At 72.2% G+C, this 17,139-nt stretch carries 15 protein-coding genes; 13 read left to right on the forward strand and 2 right to left on the reverse strand.

Going from position 1 to position 17,139, the window contains the following annotated elements; all coding sequences use genetic code 11:
* Positions 1 to 63: 63 nt before the first annotated feature.
* From IG90_RS0116200 to IG90_RS0116235, 8 genes are all read left to right on the forward strand, one after another.
* Entirely contained in the window at positions 64 to 1,176 is a 1,113-nt protein-coding gene (locus IG90_RS0116200) for a quinone-dependent dihydroorotate dehydrogenase (protein ID WP_030584130.1), read from the forward strand.
* On the forward strand, positions 1,173 to 2,012 hold the full coding sequence (gene pyrF, locus IG90_RS0116205) for an orotidine-5'-phosphate decarboxylase (protein WP_030584132.1): 840 nt from the start codon (positions 1,173 to 1,175) through the stop codon (positions 2,010 to 2,012). Before IG90_RS0116200 ends, pyrF begins: the two co-directional genes overlap by 4 nt.
* A 255-nt stretch (positions 2,013 to 2,267) precedes the next feature.
* Positions 2,268 to 2,591: an integration host factor gene (locus IG90_RS0116210; RefSeq protein ID WP_030584134.1), complete on the forward strand. Its 324-nt coding sequence runs from the start codon at positions 2,268 to 2,270 to the stop codon at positions 2,589 to 2,591.
* Positions 2,592 to 2,629: 38 nt separating this feature from the next.
* Positions 2,630 to 3,223, forward strand: coding sequence for a guanylate kinase (gmk, locus tag IG90_RS0116215; protein ID WP_030584136.1), 594 nt, complete (start codon positions 2,630 to 2,632; stop codon positions 3,221 to 3,223).
* A gap of 62 nt (positions 3,224 to 3,285) precedes the next feature.
* Complete coding sequence (gene rpoZ / locus IG90_RS0116220; RefSeq protein ID WP_003970369.1) at positions 3,286 to 3,558, forward strand: DNA-directed RNA polymerase subunit omega; 273 nt, start codon at positions 3,286 to 3,288, stop codon at positions 3,556 to 3,558.
* 141 nt (positions 3,559 to 3,699) lie between these two features.
* The gene (coaBC, locus tag IG90_RS0116225; RefSeq protein ID WP_033894284.1) at positions 3,700 to 4,941 is read left to right on the forward strand and encodes a bifunctional phosphopantothenoylcysteine decarboxylase/phosphopantothenate--cysteine ligase CoaBC; all 1,242 of its coding nucleotides are present in this window, start codon (positions 3,700 to 3,702) and stop codon (positions 4,939 to 4,941) included.
* A gap of 202 nt (positions 4,942 to 5,143) precedes the next feature.
* The gene (metK, locus tag IG90_RS0116230) at positions 5,144 to 6,367 is read left to right on the forward strand and encodes a methionine adenosyltransferase (protein WP_030584143.1); all 1,224 of its coding nucleotides are present in this window, start codon (positions 5,144 to 5,146) and stop codon (positions 6,365 to 6,367) included.
* Positions 6,368 to 6,499: 132 nt separating this feature from the next.
* A complete protein-coding gene (locus IG90_RS0116235; protein ID WP_030584146.1) occupies positions 6,500 to 8,644 on the forward strand; it encodes a primosomal protein N' in 2,145 nt (714 codons plus the stop codon).
* A 136-nt stretch (positions 8,645 to 8,780) separates the two neighbouring features.
* Here the strand turns inward: IG90_RS0116235 and IG90_RS0116240 are convergent, their stop codons facing one another.
* Positions 8,781 to 9,347 (reverse strand): hypothetical protein, encoded by a 567-nt coding sequence (locus IG90_RS0116240; RefSeq protein ID WP_030584148.1) that lies wholly within the window; start codon positions 9,345 to 9,347, stop codon positions 8,781 to 8,783.
* Positions 9,348 to 9,615: 268 nt separating this feature from the next.
* Here IG90_RS0116240 and fmt point away from each other — a divergent pair, with 268 nt between their 5' ends.
* The 4 genes from fmt to IG90_RS0116260 all read left to right on the forward strand — a co-directional run bounded on the left by fmt (position 9,616) and on the right by IG90_RS0116260 (position 14,058).
* The gene (fmt, locus tag IG90_RS0116245) at positions 9,616 to 10,548 is read left to right on the forward strand and encodes a methionyl-tRNA formyltransferase (protein WP_030584150.1); all 933 of its coding nucleotides are present in this window, start codon (positions 9,616 to 9,618) and stop codon (positions 10,546 to 10,548) included.
* Between the two features lie 99 nt (positions 10,549 to 10,647).
* Positions 10,648 to 12,081, forward strand: coding sequence for an RsmB/NOP family class I SAM-dependent RNA methyltransferase (locus tag IG90_RS0116250; RefSeq protein ID WP_030584152.1), 1,434 nt, complete (start codon positions 10,648 to 10,650; stop codon positions 12,079 to 12,081).
* A gap of 164 nt (positions 12,082 to 12,245) precedes the next feature.
* On the forward strand, positions 12,246 to 12,929 hold the full coding sequence (gene rpe, locus IG90_RS0116255) for a ribulose-phosphate 3-epimerase (protein ID WP_030584154.1): 684 nt from the start codon (positions 12,246 to 12,248) through the stop codon (positions 12,927 to 12,929).
* Between the two features lie 133 nt (positions 12,930 to 13,062).
* Positions 13,063 to 14,058, forward strand: coding sequence for a sugar-binding transcriptional regulator (locus IG90_RS0116260; RefSeq protein WP_030584156.1), 996 nt, complete (start codon positions 13,063 to 13,065; stop codon positions 14,056 to 14,058).
* 71 nt (positions 14,059 to 14,129) lie between these two features.
* On the opposite strand, the gene IG90_RS0116265 is transcribed toward IG90_RS0116260, so the two are convergent.
* On the reverse strand, positions 14,130 to 15,209 hold the full coding sequence (locus IG90_RS0116265) for a terpene synthase family protein (protein ID WP_030584158.1): 1,080 nt from the start codon (positions 15,207 to 15,209) through the stop codon (positions 14,130 to 14,132).
* 298 nt (positions 15,210 to 15,507) lie between these two features.
* Here IG90_RS0116265 and IG90_RS0116270 point away from each other — a divergent pair, with 298 nt between their 5' ends.
* Entirely contained in the window at positions 15,508 to 16,974 is a 1,467-nt protein-coding gene (locus IG90_RS0116270) for a GuaB1 family IMP dehydrogenase-related protein (protein WP_030584160.1), read from the forward strand.
* Positions 16,975 to 17,139: the final 165 nt, after the last annotated feature.

Consider the following 17,139-nt stretch of genomic DNA (forward strand, 5'->3'; position numbering starts at 1 on the left):
CCCCGGCAGCCCAGCAGGGGGACACCGGAAACGGTGTCCCCCTCTCTGTGAGGACATCTCTTCATGTACAAGCTCTTCTTCCGGCTGGTCTTCAAGCGGATGGACCCCGAGCAGGCCCACTACGCCGCCTTCCGCTGGATCCGCCTCGCCGCCCGCATCCCCGTCCTGCGGACCTTCGTCGCCGCCGCCCTCGCCCCCCGCTACAAGGAGCTGCGCACCGAGGCCCTGGGTCTGCGGATGCACGGCCCCTTCGGGCTCGCCGCCGGCTTCGACAAGAACGCCGTCGCGATCGACGGCATGGCGATGCTCGGCTTCGACCACGTCGAGATCGGCACCGTCACCGGCGAACCGCAGCCCGGCAACCCCAGGAAGCGCCTCTTCCGGCTCGTCGCGGACCGTGCGCTGATCAACCGCATGGGCTTCAACAACGAGGGCTCCGCCGCCGTCGCCGCCCGCCTGGCCGCCCGTAACCCGGTCTTCCGGACCACGGTCGGCGTCAACATCGGCAAGACCAAGGTCGTGCCCGAGGCCGAGGCCGCCGCCGACTACGTGAAGTCCACCGAGGCCCTCGTCGGCCACGCCGACTACCTGGTCGTCAACGTCTCCTCGCCCAACACCCCCGGTCTGCGCAACCTCCAGGCCACCGAGTCGCTGCGCCCGCTGCTCACCGCCGTACGCGAGGCCGCCGACCGCACCGTCACCACCCGGCGCGTCCCGTTGCTCGTCAAGATCGCCCCGGACCTGGCGGACGAGGACGTCGACGCCGTCGCCGACCTCGCCGTGGAGCTGGGCCTGGACGGCATCATCGCCACCAACACCACCATCGCCCGGGAGAGCCTGGGCCTGAAGTCCGGTCCCGAACTGGTGGGGGAGACCGGCGGACTCTCCGGCGCGCCCCTCAAGGAACGCTCGCTGGAGGTCCTGAGCCGCCTGTACGCCCGTGTGGGGGACCGGATCACCCTGGTGGGCGTCGGGGGCGTCGAGAACGCCGAGGACGCCTGGCAGCGCATCCTCGCCGGGGCCACCCTCGTCCAGGGCTACAGCGCCTTCATCTACGAAGGTCCCGGCTACGCCCGCGCGATCCACAAGGGCCTCGCCGCCCGGCTCGCCACCTCCCCGTACGCCACCCTCGCCGAGGCCGTCGGCGCCGAGACCCGGAAGAAGGCTGCCCTGTGACGCCCGAACCCTTCGGCGCCCGCCTGCGCCACGCCATGGACACCCGTGGGCCGCTCTGCGTCGGCATCGACCCGCACGCCTCGCTCCTCACCTCCTGGGGCCTGAACGACGACATCGCGGGCCTGGAGCGCTTCACCCGGACCGTCGTGGAGGCGCTGGCCGACCGGGTCGCCGTCCTCAAGCCGCAGTCCGCGTTCTTCGAGCGCTTCGGATCGCGCGGCGTCGCCGTCCTGGAGACAGCCGTCGAGGAGGCACGGGCGGCCGGCGCGCTCGTCCTGATGGACGCCAAGCGCGGCGACATCGGCTCCACCATGGGGGCCTACGCGGCGACCTACCTGGACAAGGACTCCCCGCTCTTCTCGGACGCGGTCACCGTCTCCCCGTACCTGGGCTTCGGCTCGCTGCGCCCGGCGCTGGACGCCGCCGCCGTCTCCGGCGCCGGCGTCTTCGTCCTCGCCCTCACCTCCAACCCGGAGGGCGCCGAGGTCCAGCGGGCCACGGCCGCCGACGGCCGCTCGCTCGCCCAGCTGATGCTCGACCACATGGCGGCGGAGAACAAGGGAGCGGCTCCGCTCGGCTCGGTCGGCGCGGTGGTCGGCGCGACGCTCGGCGACGCCGGGGTGAACCTGGCCATCAACGGACCGCTCCTCGCGCCCGGCATCGGCGCCCAGGGCGCGACCCCGGCGGACCTGCCGGCGGTGTTCGGCGACGCGGTGGGCAACGTGGTCCCCAGCGTGAGCCGGGGCGTGCTGCGCCACGGCCCGGACGTGTCCGGGCTGCGCGAAGCGGCCGAGCGGTTCGCGGACGAGGTCCGTCGTGCCGTATCCGGCAGCTGACCCTGACACGTTTACAGCGTGTTGACGAATTACTGACGCGCTACTGACCGGAAACCTGGTCGATATGTCGGGAAAATCCTGGTCGGCCACAGCTGACCAGGACTTTTCGTCTGTTCTCGCTGACTAGAGCGGCCCTTGCCGCTAGTCTCCGTCGAGAGCGGCCGAGCACAGTGTGTTCTCCGCTCACCTGGCGGGTGGCGTCCAGCTTCCCCGCCGGTCCGTATCCGACAGATCGACATCCGAGGTGACGTAGGCGTGGCTCTTCCGCCCCTTACCCCTGAACAGCGCACAGCCGCGCTCGAAAAGGCCGCCGCGGCTCGCCGGGAGCGGGCCGAGGTCAAGAATCGACTCAAGCACTCCGGCGCCTCCCTCCACGAGGTCATCAAGCAGGGCCAGGAGAACGACGTCATCGGGAAGATGAAGGTCTCCGCACTGCTGGAATCCCTGCCGGGCGTCGGCAAGGTCCGCGCCAAGCAGATCATGGAGCGTCTCGGTATCTCCGAGAGCCGCCGGGTCAGGGGTCTTGGCTCCAATCAGATCGCATCCCTGGAGCGTGAGTTCGGCGGCAGCGCCGCCTGACGTTCTCAGGCACTCCTGAGAACCTGGATAATCGCCCCATGGCTGCAACATCCCGGGGGACGTCCCCCGTACCCCCGGACGTACGTCCGCGGCTGACCGTGCTCTCCGGCCCTTCGGGCGTCGGCAAGAGCACGGTCGTCGCTCATATGCGCACCGTGCACCCCGAGGTCTGGCTCTCCGTGTCGGCGACGACGCGCAAGCCACGCCCCGGGGAGCGCAACGGTGTCCACTACTTCTTCGTGGACGACGAGGAGTTCGACAAGCTCGTCGCCAACGGTGAACTGCTGGAGTGGGCCGAGTTCGCGGGCAACCGCTACGGCACGCCCCGCCGCGCCGTGCTGGACCGACTGGAGGCCGGGGAGCCGGTCCTGCTGGAGATCGACCTCCAGGGCGCCCGGCTGGTCCGCGAGTCGATGTCCGACGCCCGGCTGGTCTTCCTGGCCCCGCCGAGCTGGGAGGAGCTGGTGCGCCGGCTCACCGGCCGGGGCACCGAGGCGCCCGAGGTCATCGAGCGCCGGCTCGCCGCCGCGAAGATCGAACTTGCCGCCGAGGCGGAGTTCGACACGACGCTCGTCAACACCTCCGTCGAGGACGTGGCGCGTGAGCTGCTAACGTTGATGCTTCAGGCCTAGATCTCCGCGATCGCTCCAGATCTCTTTGATCTTTGATCTACACCCCCTTCGGAAGGCAGAGAGTGTCCTCTTCCATCACCACGCCCGAGGGCATCATCAACCCGCCGATTGATGAGCTCCTCGAAGCCACCGACTCGAAGTACAGCCTGGTGATCTACGCGGCCAAGCGTGCCCGCCAGATCAACGCGTACTACTCGCAGCTCGGTGAAGGCCTCCTCGAGTACGTCGGTCCGCTCGTCGACACCCACGTGCACGAGAAGCCGCTGTCGATCGCGCTCCGCGAGATCAACGCGGGCCTGCTGACCTCCGAGGCCATCGAGGGCCCCGCGCAGTAACGCAGCAGCACCTTCGCTCCAGGCCCGGCGGCCCGTCCGCCGGGCCTGAGGTGTGTCCGGGGCCGGATGAAAGCCCTTCGCGCGGTGAGGCAGCATGGGACCCACATGTTGCCGTTACGTTGCCGAGTGCGGGGAGACGCAGTGGACAAGCCGAAGGTGGTCCTTGGGGTCAGCGGGGGCATCGCCGCCTACAAGGCGTGCGAGCTGTTGCGCCGGCTGACCGAGTCCGGCCACGACGTACGGGTCGTCCCGACCGCCGCGTCGCTGCACTTCGTCGGGGCCGCCACCTGGTCCGCGCTCTCCGGACACCCCGTGTCCGAAGAGGTCTGGCAGGACGTCCACGAGGTCCCGCACGTGCGGATCGGGCAGGGCGCCGACCTCGTGGTGGTCGCCCCGGCCACCGCGGACATGCTGGCCAAGGCCGCCCACGGGCTCGCCGACGACCTGCTCACCAACACGCTCCTGACCGCCCGCTGTCCGGTGGTGTTCGCCCCCGCCATGCACACCGAGATGTGGGAGCACCCGGCCACCCAGGAGAACGTCGCCACCCTGCGCCGCCGGGGCGCGGTCGTCATCGAGCCCGCCGTCGGGCGGCTCACCGGCGTCGACACCGGCAAGGGCCGGCTCCCCGATCCGGGCGAGATCTTCGAGGTCTGCCGCCGGACGCTGGCGCGCGGGGTCACCGAGCCCGACCTCGCGGGCCGCCATGTGGTGATCAGCGCCGGCGGCACCCGCGAGCCGCTCGACCCGGTGCGCTTCCTGGGCAACCGTTCCTCCGGCAAGCAGGGCTACGCGCTGGCGCGCACCGCGGTGGCCCGGGGGGCCCGGGTCACCCTGATCGAGGCCAACACGGGACTGCCCGACCCGGCCGGGGCCGACGTCCTGCGGGTCGGCACGGCCGTCCAACTGCGCGAGGCCGTGCTGAAGGCCGCCCCCGACGCGGATGTCGTGGTGATGGCGGCCGCGGTGGCCGACTTCCGCCCTGCCGCGTACGCCTCCGGCAAGATCAAGAAGAAGGACGGGGAAGAGGCGCCCGAGCTCACCCTGGTCCGTAACCCCGACATCCTCGCCGAGGTCTCCACCGAGCGGGCCCGTCCGGACCAGATCGTCGTCGGATTCGCCGCCGAGACCGACGACGTGCTGGCCAACGGCCGTGCGAAGCTCCGCCGCAAGGGCTGCGACCTCCTCGTCGTCAACGAGGTGGGGGAGCGCAAGACCTTCGGCTCGGAGGAGAACGAAGCGGTCGTCCTCGCCGCCGACGGCCAGGAGACCCCCGTGCCGTACGGACCCAAGGAAGCGCTTGCCGACACGGTCTGGGATCTGGTTTCAGGAAGGTTCCAGCCGATTTCACAATCAACCCTCCGGGCGAGCGAAATCGTCTGATAGGGCCCAAAGTGGCGGCCGGAGAGGGCGGATTGTCCTACTGGCACCCCGCGTGGCGCATGTCACGAACCTCCCAAAGGGCGAGACACCTGGCCCGGCCGCCGGATGCGACCGATAAACTGGCCGACGGTACGCGCCGAGCGCAGCTCTCGGACGTGCCACCCATGATCAGCCAGCAGCCGCTGCAACCCCAGGGAGCGATGTGTCCCGCCGTCTCTTCACCTCGGAATCTGTCACCGAGGGTCACCCCGACAAGATCGCTGACCAGATCAGCGACACGATTCTCGACGCGCTCCTGCGCGAGGACCCCGCCTCGCGCGTCGCCGTAGAGACCTTGATCACCACCGGTCTGGTGCATGTCGCGGGCGAGGTCACCACCAAGGCCTACGCAGACATCCCCAACCTCGTGCGCAACAAGGTTCTGGAGATCGGCTACGACTCCTCCAAAAAGGGCTTCGACGGTGCTTCCTGTGGCGTCTCGGTGTCGATCGGCGCTCAGTCGCCGGACATCGCACAGGGCGTCGACACCGCGTACGAGAAGCGGGTCGAGGGTGCCGCCGCGGGTGGAGACGATGACGAGCTCGACAAGCAGGGCGCGGGCGACCAGGGCCTGATGTTCGGCTACGCCTGCGACGAGACCCCGGAGCTGATGCCGCTCCCGATCCACATCGCCCACCGCCTCTCCCGGCGGCTGTCCGAGGTGCGCAAGAACGGGACCATCCCCTACCTGCGCCCCGACGGCAAGACCCAGGTCACCATCGAGTACGACGGTGACAAGGCGGTCCGGCTGGACACGGTGGTCGTCTCCTCGCAGCACGCCTCCGACATCGACCTGGACTCGCTGCTCGCGCCCGACATCCGCGAGTTCGTCGTCGAGCACGTGCTCGCACAGCTCGTCGAGGACGGCATCAAGCTGGACACCGAGGGCTACCGCCTCCTGGTGAACCCGACCGGCCGCTTCGAGATCGGCGGCCCGATGGGCGACGCCGGCCTCACCGGCCGCAAGATCATCATCGACACCTACGGCGGCATGGCCCGGCACGGCGGCGGCGCCTTCTCGGGCAAGGACCCGTCCAAGGTCGACCGCTCCGCCGCGTACGCGATGCGCTGGGTCGCCAAGAACGTGGTGGCCGCCGGTCTCGCCGCGCGCTGCGAGGTCCAGGTCGCCTACGCGATCGGCAAGGCCGAGCCCGTCGGTCTGTTCGTGGAGACCTTCGGCACCGCCGCGGTCGACACCGAGAAGATCGAGAACGCGATCGGCGAGGTCTTCGACCTCCGCCCGGCCGCGATCATCCGGGACCTCGACCTGCTCCGCCCGATCTACGCCCAGACCGCCGCGTACGGCCACTTCGGCCGTGAGCTGCCCGACTTCACCTGGGAGCGCACCGACCGCGTGGACGCCCTGCGCGCCGCCGCCGGTCTGTAGCGAACCCGCCCGCGTACGACAGCGGGGCGGGCGGCATCGAGTACGACAGCGGGGCCCGGACACCGAGCACGGTGGCCGGGCCCCGCTGCCGTGCCCCCGCCGCTGTCAGTGGTCTCTGGTAGGAATTCAGCTGTGAGCAGCGAGAACGAGCAGTCCGCCGAACCCGGTGCCGGGGCGCCGGAGCAGCTTGCGCTGATCCGGGAGACCGTGCGCCGGGCGAAGGTGCCGCGCGCCAAGCCGCGGACCTGGCGCGGCGCGGCCCTCGCCGAGGAACTGCCCGTCGCCCGCGTCCTGGTCAACAAGGGCGTCCTCCACCTCGACCAGTACTTCGACTACGCGGTCCCCGAGGAGCTGGACGCCGACGCCCGGCCGGGTGTCCGGGTGCGGGTCCGGTTCGGGGCCGGCGGGCGCAACGTCCATGGTGGGCGGCGCGAGGGCGGCGGGCTGATCGACGGCTTCATCGTCGAGCGCCGCGCCGACTCCGACTACCAGGGAGCGCTGGCCGCGATCGCTTCGGTGGTCTCCCCGGAGCCGGTCCTCGGACCCGAGCTGCTCGCCCTCTGCCGCGGCGTCGCCGACCGGTACGCGGGCAGCCTCGCCGACGTCCTCCAGCTCGCCGTCCCGCCGCGCAACGGCCGGGCCGAGTCCAAGCCCTCCCCGGAACCGCTGCCCCCGCCGCCGCCCCCCGAGCCGGGCACCTGGGAGCGGTACGGCCAGGGCCCGGCCTTCCTGCGCGCCCTGGCCGAGGGTGGCGCGCCGCGCGCCGTGTGGACCGCCCTGCCCGGCCCGCACTGGCCCGCCGAGATCGCCGGTGCCGTCGCGGCGGCGCTCTCCTCCGGGCGCGGCGCACTCGTCGTCGTCCCCGACGGGCGGGCCGCCGGACGGGTCGACGCGGCCCTCACCGAGGCGCTCGGCCAGGGCCGGCACGCCCTGCTGACCGCCGACTCCGGCCCCGAGAAGCGCTACCGCCAGTGGCTCGCGGTGCGCCGGGGCTCGGTGCGGGCGGTGGTGGGGACCCGGGCGGCCATGTTCGCCCCCGTCCAGGACCTCGGGCTCGTCGTCGTCTGGGACGACGGGGACTCCAGCCACAGCGACGACAACGCCCCCTTCCCCCATGTCCGCGAGGTCCTGGAACTGCGGGCGGCCCAGGGCCGCTGCGGCTTCCTGCTCGGCGGGACCAGCTGCACGGTCGAGGCCGCCCAGCTCGTGGAGAGCGGCTGGGCCCTGCCGCTCGTCGCCGACCGCGAGCTGCTGCGCCGGGCCGCGCCCCTCATCCGTACGGTCGGGGACGGCGAGCTGGCCCGGGACGGCGCCGCCCGGTCCGCCCGGCTGCCCAGCCTTGCCTGGCAGACCGTGCGCGACGGCCTGCGCAGCGGTCCGGTGCTGGTCCAGGTGCCCCGGCGGGGTTACGCCCCCCGCCTCGCCTGCGAACGCTGCCGGGCGCCCGCCCGCTGCCGGCACTGCGCGGGCCCGCTCCAGGCCCCGGACCAGCAGGATCTGAACTGCGCCTGGTGCGGGCGGGCCGAGCGGGCCTGGCACTGCGCGGAGTGCGGCTCGCCCCGGCTGCGCGCCCAGATCGTCGGCGCCCGCCGCACCGCGGAGGAGCTGGGCCGGGCCTTCCCCGCCGTGCCCGTCCGCACCTCGGGGCGCGACCACGTGCTGGACGCGGTGCCCGACGCCCCCGCTCTCGTCGTCAGCACCCCCGGCGCGGAGCCCGTCGCCGAGGGCGGATACGCGGCGGCCCTGCTGCTGGACGGCTGGGCCATGCTCGGCCGGCCCGATCTCCGGGCGGGGGAGGAGGCGCTGCGCCGGTGGACGGCGGCGGGTGCGCTGGTGCGGGGACAGGACGAGGGCGGCACGGTGGTGATCGTGGCCGAGCCGACGGAGCGTGCGGTGCAGGCACTGGTCCGCTGGGACCCGGCGGGATTCGCCCGGCGGGAGCTGGCGGAGCGGGCCGAGCTGGGCTTCCCGCCGGTCTCCCGGATGGCCTCGGCGACCGGCCCGGCCGAGGCGCTGGCCGCGTTCCTCCAGAACGCCGGGCTGCCGCCGGAGGCGGAGATCCTGGGCCCGGTGCCGGTCCCTTCGGCCGAGCCCGGCAGGCCCCGCCGACCGGGGGACGCCCCGCCGGGGGAGACCTGGGAGCGTGCCCTGATCCGGGTGGTCCCGGGCCGCGGGGCGGCGCTCGCCCGCGCCCTGAAGACTGCGCTCGCGGCCCGCATGGCCAAGGGCGCGACCGACCCGATACGCATCAGGATCGACCCGCCCGACATCGGCTGAAGCCGGCCTAACGGCCCTGCATCGGCCGAGACCACGGGGGAGACCCTGGAGACCCTGGAGACCCTGCGGCCTCGGGCCCGGACAGCGGACTGCCCCGCCGTGCGACCGGCACGGTGGGGCAGCGGGCGGCGTACGGTCAGCCGTTGCGGGGGCCCGGGAAGGCGCCGGGGCGCAGCTCCTCGCGGACCGGCTGCTGGGCCGCCGACGGCTGCGGCGGCATCGAGCGGGCCGCCGGGACCGAGGGCACCGGGGAGCCGGACCCTCGGGCGGAGGACCCGCCCAGGCCGGGACCGACGGAGACCGGGCGCGGCACGGCCGTGGTCTCGCCGCCCGTCTCGGCGGTGGGCTGCGGCGTGGCCCGGCGCGTTCCGTAACGGCGGTGCACGGCCTGCTTGGTGACGCCGAGGGCGGAGCCCACCGCGTCCCAGGAGAAGCCGAGCGAGCGGTCGAAGTCCACCGCGGCCGTGACCAGGGTCTCGACGCTGTCCCGCAGTTCCTGCGCGAGGCGGACGGTGGGGGCCGGAGCCCTGCCGTAGACGACGAAGCCCGCGGAGGGGCCGGAGCGGCGCGGACGGTAGACGTTGCCCAGCTGGGCGGTGAGGGTGCGCAGCGCGTCCACCTGCCGCCGGACCCGCTCGATGTCCCGCACCAGAAGATGCAGACTGGCCCGCGCTTGGGCGTCGTGGGTTGCGTGGTCGGCCATGAAGAAGCCTCTCGAACCGGCGTTGAAAGGGATCGGGCCGCATCGGGGCGGCCCGCTTCGGTCAATCTCCTTTGACCAACGCCCGAGCCGGGTGTGTGGTCACGCTATCGGGGCGTATGTGCATATGCACGGGGCGTGCGCGGCGCGCGTACGCCCCCCGGTCGGCGCCCGTCCGAAGCGGCCTGACCGGCCCTGACCGCAGAGGCACCCCTAGACTGGTGTGCTGCTCGTCACCGTACGTCTTGGCCCGAGAGGCAGTCAGCCACCCATGAAGCTCGTCTTCGCCGGCACCCCCGAAGTCGCCGTCCCCGCCCTGGACGCCCTGATCGCCTCCGACCGCCACGAGGTGGCCGCCGTCGTGACCCGTCCCGACGCCCCCGCCGGTCGGGGCCGCCGACTCGTCGCGAGCCCGGTGGCCGAGCGGGCCCAGGAGGCCGGGATCGAGGTGCTCAAGCCCGCGAAGCCCCGGGACGAGGAGTTCCTCGCCCGGCTGCGCGAGATCGCCCCGGACTGCTGCCCGGTCGTCGCCTACGGGGCCCTGCTGCCCAAGGTCGCCCTCGACGTGCCCGCCCGGGGCTGGGTCAACCTGCACTTCTCGCTGCTGCCCGCCTGGCGGGGCGCGGCCCCGGTCCAGCACGCGGTGATGGCGGGCGACGAGGTGACCGGCGCGTCGACCTTCCTGATCGAGGAGGGCCTGGACTCCGGCCCGGTCTACGGCGTCCTCACCGAGGAGGTCCGCCCCACCGACACCAGCGGCGATCTGCTCACCCGGCTCGCCTTCGCCGGCGCCGGACTGCTCGCCGCCACCATGGACGGCATCGAGGACGGCACGCTGCACGCCGTGCCCCAGCCGCACGACGGCGTCACCCTGGCCCCGAAGATCACCGTCGAGGACGCCCAGGTCCAGTGGTCCGCGCCCGCCCTGCGGGTCGACCGGGTGGTGCGCGGCTGCACCCCGGCCCCGGGCGCCTGGACCCTGTTCCGCGGCGAGCGGCTCAAGCTGATCCAGGCCACGCCGGTCCTGGACCGCACCGACCTGGCCCCCGGCGAGCTGTCGGCCGCCAAGAACAACGTGTACGTGGGCACCGGATCGCACGCGGTCGAACTGCTCTGGGTCCAGCCGCAGGGCAAGAAGCCGATGAGGGCCGCCGACTGGGCGCGCGGCGTCCGCATCGTCCACGGCGAGCTGCTCGGCCTGTAGGGGGCGTCCAGTGGCACCGGGCTGCCGTTCGGGCGTCCGGGGACAGCGACGTACGCTGGGAGGGTTCGCACCTCTCACCATCAGCGGAGCACCTTTCACGTGAACGACCAGCCGCGTCGCCGTCCCGCCAAGCCCCATCGCCGTCCGCAGAAGGACCCGGTCCGGTTCCTCGCCTTCGAGGCGCTCCGGGCCGTCGACGAGCGTGACGCGTACGCGAACCTCGTGCTGCCCCCGCTGCTGAAGAAGGCCCGCGCCAAGGGCGACTTCGACGGCCGGGACGCGGCGCTGGCGACCGAGCTGGTCTACGGGACGCTCCGCCGCCAGGGCACGTACGACGCGATCGTGGCGGCCTGCGTCGACCGGCCGCTGCGCGAGGTCGACCCGCCGGTCCTCGACGTCCTCAACATGGGCGTCCACCAGCTGCTCGGCACTCGTATCCCCACCCACGCGGCCGTCTCCGCCAGTGTGGAGCTGGCCCGGGTGGTGCTGGGGGAGGGGCGCGCGAAGTTCGTCAACGCGGTGCTGCGCAAGGTCAGCGCGCACGACCTCGACGGCTGGGTGGAGAAGGTCGCCCCGGCGTACGACGAGGACGCCGAGGACCACCTGTCCGTCGTGCACTCCCACCCCCGCTGGATCGTCTCCGCCCTCTGGGACGCGCTGGGCGGCGGCCGGGCGGGCATCGAGGACCTCCTCGAAGCCGACAACGAGCGGCCCGAGGTGACGCTGGCGGCCCGCCCCGGCCGCTCCACCACCGACGAGCTGGTCAAGGCCCTGGGCGAGGACAACTCCCTGCCGGGCCGCTGGTCCCCCTACGCCGTCCGGATGGCCGAGGGCGGCGAGCCCGGCGCGCTGGAGGCCGTCCAGGAGGGCCGGGCGGGCGTCCAGGACGAGGGCAGCCAGCTCGTCGCCGCGGCCCTGGCCGCCGCACCCGTCGAGGGCCGCGACACCCGCTGGCTGGACGGCTGCGCGGGCCCCGGGGGCAAGGCAGCCCTGCTGGCCGCCCTCGCCGCCGGGCGGGGCGCCACCCTGCTCGCCGCCGAGAAGCAGCCGCACCGCGCCCGGCTGGTCGAGCGGGCGCTCGCCGGCAACCCCGGCCCCTACCAGGTGATCACGACGGACGGTACCCGCCCGCCGTGGCTGCCCGGCACGTTCGACCGGATCCTGATGGATGTGCCCTGCTCCGGCCTGGGCGCGCTGCGGCGTCGTCCGGAGTCCCGCTGGCGGCGTCGGCCCGAGGACCTTGAGTCCTTCGCCCCGCTCCAACGAGGCCTGCTGCGCGAGGCGTTGAAGGCGGTTCGGGTCGGTGGCGTGGTCGGCTACGCGACCTGCTCCCCGCATCTCGCGGAGACCCGGGTGGTCGTCCAGGACGTCCTCAGGGGCCGGGGCGGCGAGCCGGTGGAAGCGGAGTGGATCGACGCCCGCCCGCTGATGCCCGGGGTACCCGCTCTCGGTGACGGACCGGACGTCCAGCTCTGGCCGCATCTGCACGGCACGGACGCGATGTATCTGGCGCTGCTGCGCCGGACCGGCTGACCGCCGGACGGGCTGGTGCGGCCCGGCTGAATCTCGCCCGGCAAACGGCAAAAGAACAGTAAAGCGCTGGCAAAATGCCCAGAATGTGCGAACTGTGATGGCTGTGCGAGGCTTCGGAGCGCATCGAGGCGGGGAACCGGAGGGAGACGTGGCAGGCTTGGGTCATGGCGCAGATCAACCCCAGCATCCTGTCCGCCGATTTCGCGCGTCTCGCCGATGAGGCGAAGGCCGTCGAAGGCGCGGACTGGCTCCATGTCGATGTCATGGACAACCACTTCGTGCCCAACCTGACCCTCGGCGTGCCGATCGTCGAGGCGCTCAGCAAGGCCACGGACACCCCGCTGGACTGCCACCTCATGATCGAGGACGCGGACCGCTGGGCGCCGCAGTACGTGGAGGCCGGAGCGGGTTCCGTCACCTTCCACGCGGAGGCCGCGGCGGCTCCGGTGCGCCTGGCGCGGGAGATCCGGGCGAAGGGGGCGCGCGCCTCCATGGCGCTCAAGCCCGCGACGCCCATCGAGCCGTACGAGGACCTGCTCCCCGAGCTGGACATGCTGCTGATCATGACGGTCGAGCCGGGCTTCGGCGGCCAGGCCTTCCTGGACATCATGCTGCCGAAGATCCGCCGCACGCGGGAGCTGATCAGCAAGCACGGCCTCGAACTGTGGCTCCAGGTCGACGGCGGGGTCTCGGCCACCACCATCGAGCGATGCGCCGAGGCCGGCGCCGACGTCTTCGTGGCCGGATCCGCGGTCTACGGAGCGGCGGACCCGGCGGCGGCGGTGCGGGAGCTGCGGGCCCAGGCGGACGCGGTCACGGCCGTCGCCCCCTGGGCGTGTGGCCACTGAACCAAGGGCGGATGAACGCGGTCCGACAGGACCGATCAAGGATCGCCGGATCTGACAGTATGAACGGCGTATCGGGCGTGTGAACAGCAGTGAGGAGATCGCGGTGTCTGGCATCTCGGCGGGTCGGTCAGCCATGCGGATGGGACCCGCGGAGCTGGTGCAGGCGGCGGCCATGGCCCGCCGGTTCTACCTGGAGGGCAAGTCCAAGATCCAGATCGCCGAGGAGTTCGGCGTGAGCCGCTTCAAGGTGGCCCGGGTCCTGGAGACGGCCCTGGAGCGTGATCTCGTACGCATCGAGATCCGGGTGCCGGCCGAGCTGGACGCCGAGCGCTCCGACGCCCTGCGCGCCCGCTACGGGCTGCGGCACGCGGTCGTCGTCGAGTCCCCGGCCGAGGAGCAGGAGGACGCCCCCGACCCGGAGAACCTGGGCGAGGTCGCCGCCGACCTCCTCGGCGAGCTGGTGGCCGAGGGTGACGTGCTCGGCCTGGCCTGGGGCCGCTCCACCATCCACATGGCAGCCGCCCTCGACCGGCTCCCGCCGTGCACGGTCGTCCAGCTGACCGGGGTGTACGACGCGGGCACCGCCGAGCGCGGCTCGGTCGAGGCGGTCCGCCGGGCGGCCCAGGTGTCCGGCGGCGAGGCGCACCCCATCTACGCCCCGATGCTGCTGCCCGACCCCGCGACGGCCGCCGCGCTGCGCGACCAGACGGGTATCGCCCGCGCCTTCGAGTACTTCGACAAGGTGACGGTCGCCGCCGTCTCCATCGGCTCCTGGGAGCCGGGCATCTCCACGGTCCACGACATGCTCTCGGACGCGGAGCGTGCCCATTACGCCTCGCTCGGCGTCGCCGCCGAGATGTCCGCGCACCTCTTCGACTCCGACGGCCGCCGGGTCGGCCGTGACCTCGGGGAGCGCTGCATCACCGTCGAGGCGGACCGGCTGCGCCGGATCCCCGAGGTGGTCGCGATCGCGGGCGGTCAGCGCAAGGCGGCGGCGATCGGCGCGGTGCTGCGCTCCGGCCTGGTCACCAGCCTGGTCACGGACACCGCCGCGGCCGACTATCTGCTCACCGAGTCCGCCGCGGGCACGCGCCCGGCGCTGGAGCGGGCCGACCCCGACGGGGAGTGACACCGCGAGGAACACGTGGAGGGCCGTGCACCGCATCCGGTGCACGGCCCTCGTCGCGTCCTGATCCGCGTTCAGCCGGCCGGTGGCGCCTCGGCGGCCGCGCACGGGGCGGGGGCGCCGGCCTCGGCGCGCGCGGGCGGGACGCCCAGCACGGTCTCCTCCAGATACTCCTCGGGCTCCTCGTACTGGCCCACGTCGGCGGGGTTGTAGCGCGGCGTCTGGCGCGACCAGTCCAGGTTGCCGCGCATCCAGCTCCGCATCCCGTCGAGATAGGGCACCAGCAGCCCGGACAGCTCCGGATACAGCTCCAGCAGCTCGTCCTCGGCGGCCAGGAACCGTTCGGTCTCCATCGCCAGGCGCTCCGCGACATGGTCCAGCGCCTGCTGCTCCCCGAAGCCCCGGTGGTGGCGGACCAGGTGGACGAGGTTGTGGATCTCGCCGAGCACCTGCTCCTTCTCGAAGGAGTACACGTCGTTGGCCCAGCACACGTGGTTGCACGCGGCTTCCAGGGCGGTGATGAAGCGGGGGTCGTTGTGGATCGACTCCGGGGCCTCGATCCCCGTCACGATCTCTATGAGGTCCATGCAGACGTGGATGGCCCCGGTGTGCCGCCGCTTGGCGATGTACGCGTCCTCCGAGGGCACCACGTCCTCGGCGCGGTTTCCCGCCTCCCAGGTCGTGGCGGTCGTGAGGTAGGTGACCAGATGCCAGGCGAACCGGGTCCGCCAGTGCGGGGCGGCGTTCGGCGTCGTACGCTCCCACAGGTCGGCCAGGGCGGTCACGGCGGCCGGGACCTCTTCCCCCGCCAGCGGCTCGGGGGCGGAGCCGTCGACCACCGCGCGCATCCGGTCGACGACGTCTCTCACCCGGTCGGGTGAACGACCGAGGTGGCCGTCGTCGAGCTGGTCGTCAACGAGGAAGAGCCAGACGAACCAGTCGGCCACCAGATCGAGGTGGTACTCGTCAGCCGTCGGGTAGACCATGCCGACGAACGCCCCGAAATCGGCTTGTTCGAATCGGTTCCTCGCGGACTCGCGGTGGACCAGACCCGTCCGTCTGGTCCAGGTGTCCAGATGCCCCCGGGTGTGTCCCACGTGCGGGTTGGTCCGCGGCGGGAACGGGCAGTAGATGTACGGCAGTTCGCTGTCCACGGGCGGATCTGGATCCTCTCCGGTCAAACGGTGTGCCCAGGGCTGCCGATGAGCCGGATCGACACTTCGGACACCCCCGAGACCTGCGGGTTTGAAGCTACCTGACCCTTTGTCACCCGGTCCAGGGATGGTGATCACGAATGATTCGAAACCCGTTCGGGTAAGGTTCGTGGGTAAGGCAGGTTCCACTTGCCCGGAGCCCCCCGCCGCCTCCTCGGAGGAACAGACGAACGCGGGGGTCTTTCGTTGTGTCTTCGTGGAGACGACCTGCACCGTTTCGTATGAAAATATGAGCGTTATGCGTTTTCTTGAGCCGGGCACCGGTCGCTACACAGAGTCCCCCGCGGTCCCGTACGACCTCACGTACGACGACGTCTTCATGGTTCCGGGCCGCTCCGCGGTCGGCTCACGGCAGGGTGTGGACCTCTCGTCGCCCGACGGAACCGGCACCACCATTCCGCTCGTGGTCGCCAACATGACCGCCATCGCGGGCCGTAGGATGGCCGAAACCATCGCCCGCCGCGGCGGGCTCGTCGTCATCCCCCAGGACATTCCGATGGAGGTCGTCACCGACGTCATCTCCTGGGTCAAGACGCGCCACCTCGTCCTCGACACCCCGATCGAGCTGGCCCCCGGCCAGACCGTCGCCGACGCGCTGTCGCTGCTGCCCAAGCGCGCCCACGGCGCGGGCGTCGTCGTCGACGCCGACCGACGTCCCGTGGGCGTCGTCACCGAGCACGACCTCACCGGCGTCGACCGCTTCACCCAGCTCTCCGAGGTCATGTCCAAGGACCTGGTGCTGCTCGACGCCGACATCGACCCGCGCGACGCCTTCAACAAGCTCGACGGCGCCAACCGCAAGCTCGCCCCCGCGGTCGACGCGCAGGGACGCCTCGTCGGCATACTGACCCGCAAGGCCGCCCTGCGTGCCACGCTCTACACCCCCGCCACCGACGCCGAGGGCAAGCTGCGCATCGCGGCAGCCGTCGGCATCAACGGCGACGTGGCCGGCAAGGCCAAGCAGCTCCTGGACGCGGGCGCCGACGTCCTCGTCGTGGACACCGCCCACGGCCACCAGGAATCCATGATCAGCGCGGTCCGCGCCGTCCGGGCGCTCGACCCGCAGGTGCCGATCGTCGCGGGCAACATCGTCGCCGCCGAGGGCGTGCGCGACCTGATCGAGGCGGGCGCGGACATCATCAAGGTCGGCGTCGGCCCCGGCGCCATGTGCACCACCCGGATGATGACCGGCGTCGGCCGCCCGCAGTTCTCCGCCGTCCTGGAGTGCGCCGCCGAGGCGAAGAAGCACGGCAAGCACGTCTGGGCGGACGGTGGCGTCCGCCACCCGCGCGATGTCGCGATGGCGCTCGCAGCCGGCGCGTCCAACGTCATGATCGGCTCCTGGTTCGCGGGCACGTACGAGTCGCCCGGCGACCTCCAGCAGACCGCCGACGGCCGCTTCTACAAGGAGTCCTTCGGGATGGCCTCGGCCCGCGCCGTCAAGAACCGCACCTCGGAGGAGTCCGCGTACGACCGCGCCCGCAAGGCGCTCTTCGAGGAGGGCATCTCCACCTCTCGGATGTTCCTCGACCCGACCCGCCCGGGTGTCGAGGACCTGATCGACTCGATCATCGCGGGCGTCCGCTCCTCCTGCACCTACGCCGGTGCCGCCTCCCTGGCGGAGTTCGCCGAGAAGGCGGTCGTCGGCGTCCAGAGCGCCGCCGGATACGCCGAGGGCAAGCCGCTCCACGCCAGCTGGAGTTGATCCCGGATCCACCGCAACGACCCCGCCCTCTCCGGTACTTCGCACCCGAGAGGGCGGGGTCGTTTCCGGACCTCCGGAGGTGGCCGGGGTCCCGCTTCAACTCTGTTGGAATGTAAGTAATATGAAGCGCACTCAGCTGCCTGCCTCTCTGCGGTAAGGGATCTC

It is taken from the genome of Streptomyces anulatus (assembly GCF_000721175.1).
Taxonomy (GTDB): Bacteria; Actinomycetota; Actinomycetes; order Streptomycetales; family Streptomycetaceae; genus Streptomyces; species Streptomyces anulatus_C.